8 protein-coding genes are annotated in these 5851 nt (G+C 70.6%); 4 read left to right on the top strand and 4 right to left on the bottom strand.

Annotation, left to right across the window (positions count from 1 at the left end; genetic code table 11):
• Positions 1–633: MFS transporter (locus J0695_RS20540; RefSeq protein WP_242552953.1), on the bottom strand; the 633-nt coding region annotated here is incomplete at its 3' end.
• Positions 630–1085, bottom strand: coding sequence for a MarR family winged helix-turn-helix transcriptional regulator (locus J0695_RS20535; RefSeq protein ID WP_206963577.1), 456 nt, complete (start codon positions 1083–1085; stop codon positions 630–632). The genes J0695_RS20535 and J0695_RS20540, both read right to left, overlap by 4 nt.
• A gap of 168 nt (positions 1086–1253) precedes the next feature.
• On the opposite strand from J0695_RS20535, the gene J0695_RS20530 reads away from it, so the two are divergent.
• The gene (locus tag J0695_RS20530) at positions 1254–1877 is read left to right on the top strand and encodes a YceI family protein (RefSeq protein ID WP_206963576.1); all 624 of its coding nucleotides are present in this window, start codon (positions 1254–1256) and stop codon (positions 1875–1877) included.
• Positions 1878–1957: 80 nt separating this feature from the next.
• Here J0695_RS20530 and J0695_RS20525 read toward each other — a convergent pair whose 3' ends face one another.
• Positions 1958–2467 (bottom strand): hypothetical protein, encoded by a 510-nt coding sequence (locus J0695_RS20525; RefSeq protein WP_206963575.1) that lies wholly within the window; start codon positions 2465–2467, stop codon positions 1958–1960.
• A gap of 239 nt (positions 2468–2706) precedes the next feature.
• Between J0695_RS20525 and J0695_RS20520 the strand changes: the two genes are divergently transcribed.
• Entirely contained in the window at positions 2707–3207 is a 501-nt protein-coding gene (locus J0695_RS20520) for an HIT family protein (protein WP_307798702.1), read from the top strand.
• 367 nt (positions 3208–3574) lie between these two features.
• Positions 3575–4312 (top strand): hypothetical protein, encoded by a 738-nt coding sequence (locus tag J0695_RS20515; RefSeq protein WP_307798703.1) that lies wholly within the window; start codon positions 3575–3577, stop codon positions 4310–4312.
• On the opposite strand, the gene J0695_RS20510 is transcribed toward J0695_RS20515, so the two are convergent.
• The gene (locus J0695_RS20510) at positions 4306–4845 is read right to left on the bottom strand and encodes a CGNR zinc finger domain-containing protein (protein WP_206963573.1); all 540 of its coding nucleotides are present in this window, start codon (positions 4843–4845) and stop codon (positions 4306–4308) included. The two genes, J0695_RS20515 and J0695_RS20510, sit on opposite strands and share 7 nt — an antisense overlap.
• A gap of 38 nt (positions 4846–4883) precedes the next feature.
• On the opposite strand from J0695_RS20510, the gene J0695_RS20505 reads away from it, so the two are divergent.
• Positions 4884–5851: MFS transporter (locus J0695_RS20505; RefSeq protein WP_206963572.1), on the top strand; the 968-nt coding region annotated here is incomplete at its 3' end.

The raw sequence follows: 5851 nt of genomic DNA, 5'->3' as shown, positions 1-5851 counted from the left end.
GGCGCGCGTGGCAGCCCGCCGGGGCAGCCTCCGTACGCCGAGGACCAGACAGGCGGCCGACAGGGGGATGTTGATGCCGAAGATCAGGTGCCAGCCGCCCGCCCCGATGAGCAGTCCGCCCAGCGTCGGGCCGATCACCGCGACCACCTGGTTGGAGATCGACAGGGCGGCCAGGATCTTGGCGGGGCTCTTCATCCCGGTGCGGTCGGATTCGCTGCGCAGCAGGAACATCGAGGCCGGGTACGCGGCCGAGGTGCCGAAGCCGAGCAGCACGCGCGAGACGACCAGGATCCACAGGTTGGGGGCGAGGACCCCGAGCAGGCCCGCGATGCCGACCAGCGAGGTCCCCACGAGGTAGAGCAGGCGTGGACCGTACGTGTCGACGAGCCGCCCGATGACCGGCTGTCCGACCGCGGTGGCGAGATAGAGCCCCGAGACCAGCCAGGCGGTCTGCGACGGCGGGGCGCCGAACGCCTGACCGATGGGGATCAACGCCACTGCGAGCATGGAGGAGTTGATGGGATTCAGTACGGAACCCAGCATCATCGGGGCGAGCAGCTTGCGGTTGAATCCGCCGGGCTCGTGGCTCCCGGTCCGCCCCAGGGCCCGTATACGGGCGGTGAGGGCCGTCATGACTGCGCGACGTCGTCGAGCAACGCCATCACCTCGACGACCTTGCGCAGTTCTTCGTCGCTGCAGCGTTCCTGCAGGGTGCGCGCCAGCCACTCCTGGCGGGACCGCCGGTCGCCCTGGAAGCGTTCACGGCCCGCGTCGGTGAGGGAGACGAGCTGGCGGCGGCCGTCGTCCGGGTCGGGGCTGCGCCCGGCCAGACCGGCCTCCTCCAGTACCGCGACGGTTTTGGCCATCGACTGCGGGCGAACCCGTTCCGCTCCGGCGAGATCACTCGCCGTGGCCGGGCCTCCCTTCGCGAGGCGCATGAGCACGGACGTCTGCGACGGGGTGAGGTCGCCGTCGCCGGCGAGCTCCCTCAGCCTGCGGACCAGACGTCCGACCACGGCCCAGCTGTCGCCCGCCGCACGGACCGCCAGTTCGGAGGCCTCGCCGCTCGCACTGTCTTCGTTCATGAACACCACCGTAAAACCTTCAGCCTGGACTGTCCAGTTCCAGGTGCACAGTTCAGACTGCGCGTCCACCCGATCGAGTGACGTTGTTGAACTTTGAACGAAAGGGGTCTATAGTCGATCTCGTTGAAGGTTAAACGACCTTGAACCCGTCCCCACCGAGGAGGAGCCATGGCTCTGTTCAACCGCAAGAACCAGCCCGCCGCCGACGCCGCGACCGCCACCCTCCCGGTGGACCCCGCTCTGGCCGCCCTCACCGGCGACTACACGATCGACCCGGCCCACAGCGCCATCGGATTCACCGTGCGCCACGCCATGGTCACCAACGTCCGCGGCTCCTTCGGCGGCCACGAGGGCACGCTCCACCTCGACGGCGCCGACCCGTCCCGCTCGACCGCCTCCATCGACGTACAGATCGAGACCGTCGACACGGGCATCGCGGACCGCGACGGCCACCTGCGCAGCGCGGACTTCTTCGACGCGGAGAAGTTCCCGCAGCTGACCTTCCGCTCGACGCAGGCCGAGCAGCTCGGTGGCGACGCGTACCGGATCACCGGCGACCTGACCATCAAGGACGTCACCAAGCCGCTCTCCATCGACCTGGAGTTCAACGGGTCCGCGACCGACGTGTACGGCAACGAGCGCGTCGGCTTCGAGGGCAGCGCGACCATCCTGCGCTCCGACTGGGGTCTGACCTGGAACGCGGCGCTGGAGACCGGCGGCGTCATGGTCAGCGACAAGGTCAAGCTGACCTTCGACATCTCGGCGATCAAGGCCGCCCCCGCGCAGGCCTGACGCTTTTCTCTCCGTACGCAGCAACACAGCAGCCCCGGTCTCCCAGCGGAGACCGGGGCTGCTGTGCGTCCGCCAGGGCTCTAGCAGCCGCCGCAGTTGTAGTAGAGGACGTCCCAGTGGTTGCCCTCGTCGGTGTAGATGTTCCCGGAACCCGACTGGTACATCGGATAGCCGTCGCCGCGCAGCCCGATGTAGGCGAAGGTGTTGTGGACGTAGTTGGTGACGCAGGTGTTCTTGCCGAAGTCCAGCTTGTAGCCGTTCCAGTGCGAGTACGTACCGCTCGCGTGGCCCGTCTCCGTGCCGCCGGTGATGTTCAGCGCACAGCCGGTCGCCCGCTTCAGGGTCTGCGCACCCTGGGCGGTGGCGAGGTTGAGCTGGTCGAACGACGTACACGTGGAGTTGTTGCGGTTGGTGCAGCCGCCCGAGGACGACCAGGTGACGCCGACGGAGCGGAACATCGACTCACCGGTGGCCTGGCTGATCTTCGTGGCGGCGAAGGCGTCGGACGCGCTGGAGAAGAGACCGACACCGGGTGCGAAGAGCACACCGAGCACCAGCGCGAGCGCACTGAGGACAGAACGGATCTTCACGGGGGAATCCTCCTGCTGTTGACCGTGCTACCTATGGGTCTGCTGTGCAGGTGGCGCAGAGAAGATGGTGCCCGAGTTCTACGCGCGTCCGCCAGAGCGCCTCGGATGTTTATCCCGTCCGGGAGAAGCCTGCGGGGTCACCCTCGCGCATGTGCAGGGTGGGGATGACCATCGGTCTGTCGTCGGTGGCGAAACCTCACCGCGAAAGCCAGGCAGGGGCCTTGCCGTAGGTTGGCGAAGTGACTTCAGGGGATGGGGCGGTCCACGCATCTCGCACGGTGCCGCAGGGGTGCTACTCCTGCGAGCGCGAGGAGGAGTACGGGGGGCTGCCGCCGCGGGAGCACATCGCTTCCGATACGCACTGGCGCGTCGCGCACGCCATCGGGACCTCGCTGCCGGGGTGGCTGGTGCTCCTGCCGCGTCGGCATGTCACCGCCGTACACGAACTGACCGATGCGGAGGCCGGATCGCTCGGGCTCTGGCAGGTGCGGCTTTCGCGGGCGCTGCGGGAGTCGACCGGGTGCGAGAAGACGTACGTGGTGCAGTTCGCCGAGCAGGCGGGGTTCTCGCACGTGCACTTCCATGTCGTGCCGCGGGCTGCCGATCTCGCTCCGGAACTGCGGGGCGGCAAGATCTTCGACCTGCTGGGCCGGCCCGCCGCGGAGTGCCTGACGGATCAGGCCGCCGATGAGGTCGCGCTGGCGGTACGGGCACGACTGGAAATGTCCGGCAGACGCTGAACCCGGCTGGTACAAAACGGAGATGGATACCGAATCGCCGGCGTTCGGCCCCCTGGGCCGGCTGCTCGCCGAGCGTCGGACGGGGTCTGGGAGTGGCCGCACGGCAACCGGTGCATCAAGGGGCGCGAGGAGCTGCGGAGTTACTTCGGGTCGCGGCCCGACGACCGGCTCTCGCGGCGGATGTGCAGCAACGTACTCGTGACGCTGGAGTCGGCGACCCTCGCGCGCGATCTCGCGCTTCCCCACGTACCGCGTCGACGGTGTGTGGCTGCTCGCGTCGCGGTCCGGCCGTACTCCCTTGGGCGTACGTGCACCGCCTCCGCCGGGGCGACGCCCTGAGGTGCGGGTCCTCGCCATGCTGGCCCGTATGAACCGTCCGGGCGAACGCCTCTGTCTCGCCGTCGGCGCCGTCCTGGTGGCCTCCGGTCTCTTTCATCTGGGTGTCTTCTTCGTCGACGGGGGTCCGTGGGACGGGCCCGTCTCGTGGCGCAAGCCGTTCACCTTCGGGGTCTCCTTCGGGCTGACGCTGATGGCCATCGCCTGGGTCACCTCGTATGTGCGGATGAGCGAGCGGGTGCGGGGCGTGCTGCTGGTGGTGTTCGCCGCCGACTGTGTGCTGGAGGTCGGGGGGATCACGCTGCAGGCGTGGCGGCATGTGCCCTCGCATCTGGACATGGAGACGTCCTTCAACTCGGTGGTCTCCATGGCGCTGGCGGTGGGCGGCGGGGTGCTCGTGGTGGTGCTGACCGCCTTCGCCGTCGCTTCGTTCCGGCGGGAACCCGGTGGGCCCGTGGGGATGGCGGTAGCCGTACGGGCCGGGTTCGGCATCCTGCTCGTGGCGCTGGCGTCGGGCGCGGTGATGATCGGGCACGGGGTCTATCTGACGCGTACGGGGCATCAGCTCGCCGCGTACGACTCGACCGCGCCCTTCAAGCCCCTGCACGGGGTGAGCCTTCATGCGGTGCTCGTACTGCCGTTGCTGGCTTGGGTGTTGGGCCTTACGCGGTGGAGCGAGGGGGCGCGGCTGCGGACCGTGCACGCGGCCGTGGGGTGTTATGCGGCGGCCGTCGCGGGGGCTGTGGTGTGGGCGACCGTCACCTACTGACGGCGGCGGTGGGCGGCCACGCGTTCGCGGGTCGCACAGCGGCGGGAGCAGAAGCGGCGGGGCGGGCCGCTGCCCTGGGTGAGGTAGACGTTCTCGCAGGCGGTCGAGGCGCAGATGCCGCCCGGTGGGCGCTGGCCGTCCCAGATGAGGACGGCGAGGGCCAGGCATGAGGCCGCGAGCAGCCACTCGCCCCAGGGGGCGTCGTCGTTGCTGTCGAGGTGCGGATGCCAGGGGGTCGTGCCGTGGTGGGCGGTGAGGCGGAGGCGGCCGGTGCTCTTGCGGAGGAGGCGGTTGAGGGCCTCGGCGGCGGTGTCCGTGTCGGGGGCGGCGAAGACCTCGCGGAGGGCTCCGGCCGCCGTGCGCATCGCGGTGAGGTCGGCGGGGGTGAGGTCGATCGGGCCGGTCTCGCCGTGTTCGCGGAGTACGGCGGCGACCGCGTCCGGGGTGGTCGTCTCCTGGCTCAGGACGTTGACCAGGGCGGCGGTCCGCCGGGCTGTGGTGGTGGAGGTCAGCACCAGGGAAATGTAACGCATCTTGAAGATGTTTGAGTTACCTGCGTAACGTCTCCGGGATGAAGAAGCGTTACAGCGTGCGCAGGTACGCAGCCGGGGCGGCCGTCGCCCGCACCGGCGACGAGATGTCGGGCCCCGCCCTGCTGCTGGCCGGCTTCGCCGCCACGGGCTCGGCCTCCACCGCGTCCTCGCTCCTGGCCGGCCTGGCCGTCTCGGCGGCGGTCGGCGGGCCCGTCTTCGGGATGCTGCTCGACCGGACCGGACAGCCGGGGCGGCTGCTTGCCGGGGCGCTGGGTGTGTACGCGGGGGCGCTCGTGGTGATCCTGCTGAGCCTGGGCCGGGTCCCGGTGGCGGTCACCGTCCTGGTCGCGGTGGGCGCTGGGCTGCTCGGGCCGGCACTGTCGGGTGGGTGGACCGCCCAACTCCCGCGCGCCGTACCGGCGGGAGAGTTCGCGCGCGCCAATGCCCTGGACGCGATGACCTTCAATGTCGCGGCTCTGGCGGGCCCGGCGGCGGCCGGAGTGGTGGCGGGTCTCGCCGGGGCGTCGGCCGGGGTGGCCGTCGCCGCCGCCCTCATCTGCTGTGCGCTGCCTGCGGCTTGGGGGCTGCCGCGTGCCCGTACGCGTACCTCGGAGAGCGTCTCTCCCGTCGCCGGATTCCGGGCTGTCCTGCGCTCGCGTCCCCTGGCGCGGGCGACCGCCGTCTCGGTGGTGTCGTGCGTGGCGGAGGGGATGCTGGTCGCGTGCTGCCCGCTGCTGGGGGCGGAGGTACTGGGCGGGGCCGGGCGCGGGGCACTGCTGCTGGCGGTGGTGGCAGGGGCGGCGCTCGCGGCCAATGCGCTGCTGGCCCGCTCGCGCGGGGTGGCGGCGGCCCCGGAAGCGGTGATCCGGGCGAGCGCACCGGTGCTGGCGGTCGCCCTGGCGGTCGCGGCCACGCTCCAGCCGGTGCTGCTGATCGCCGCGATGGTGGTCGCGGGGGCGGCCCAGGGCCCGCAGCTCACGGCCTTGTTCGCGGTACGGCACCGGGA

Origin of the sequence: Streptomyces beijiangensis, assembly GCF_017315755.1 — a bacterium.
Classification (GTDB): domain Bacteria; phylum Actinomycetota; class Actinomycetes; order Streptomycetales; family Streptomycetaceae; genus Streptomyces; species Streptomyces beijiangensis.
Note: the sequence above shows the minus strand (reverse complement) of the source record. Positions and strands in the feature narration are given on the sequence as shown.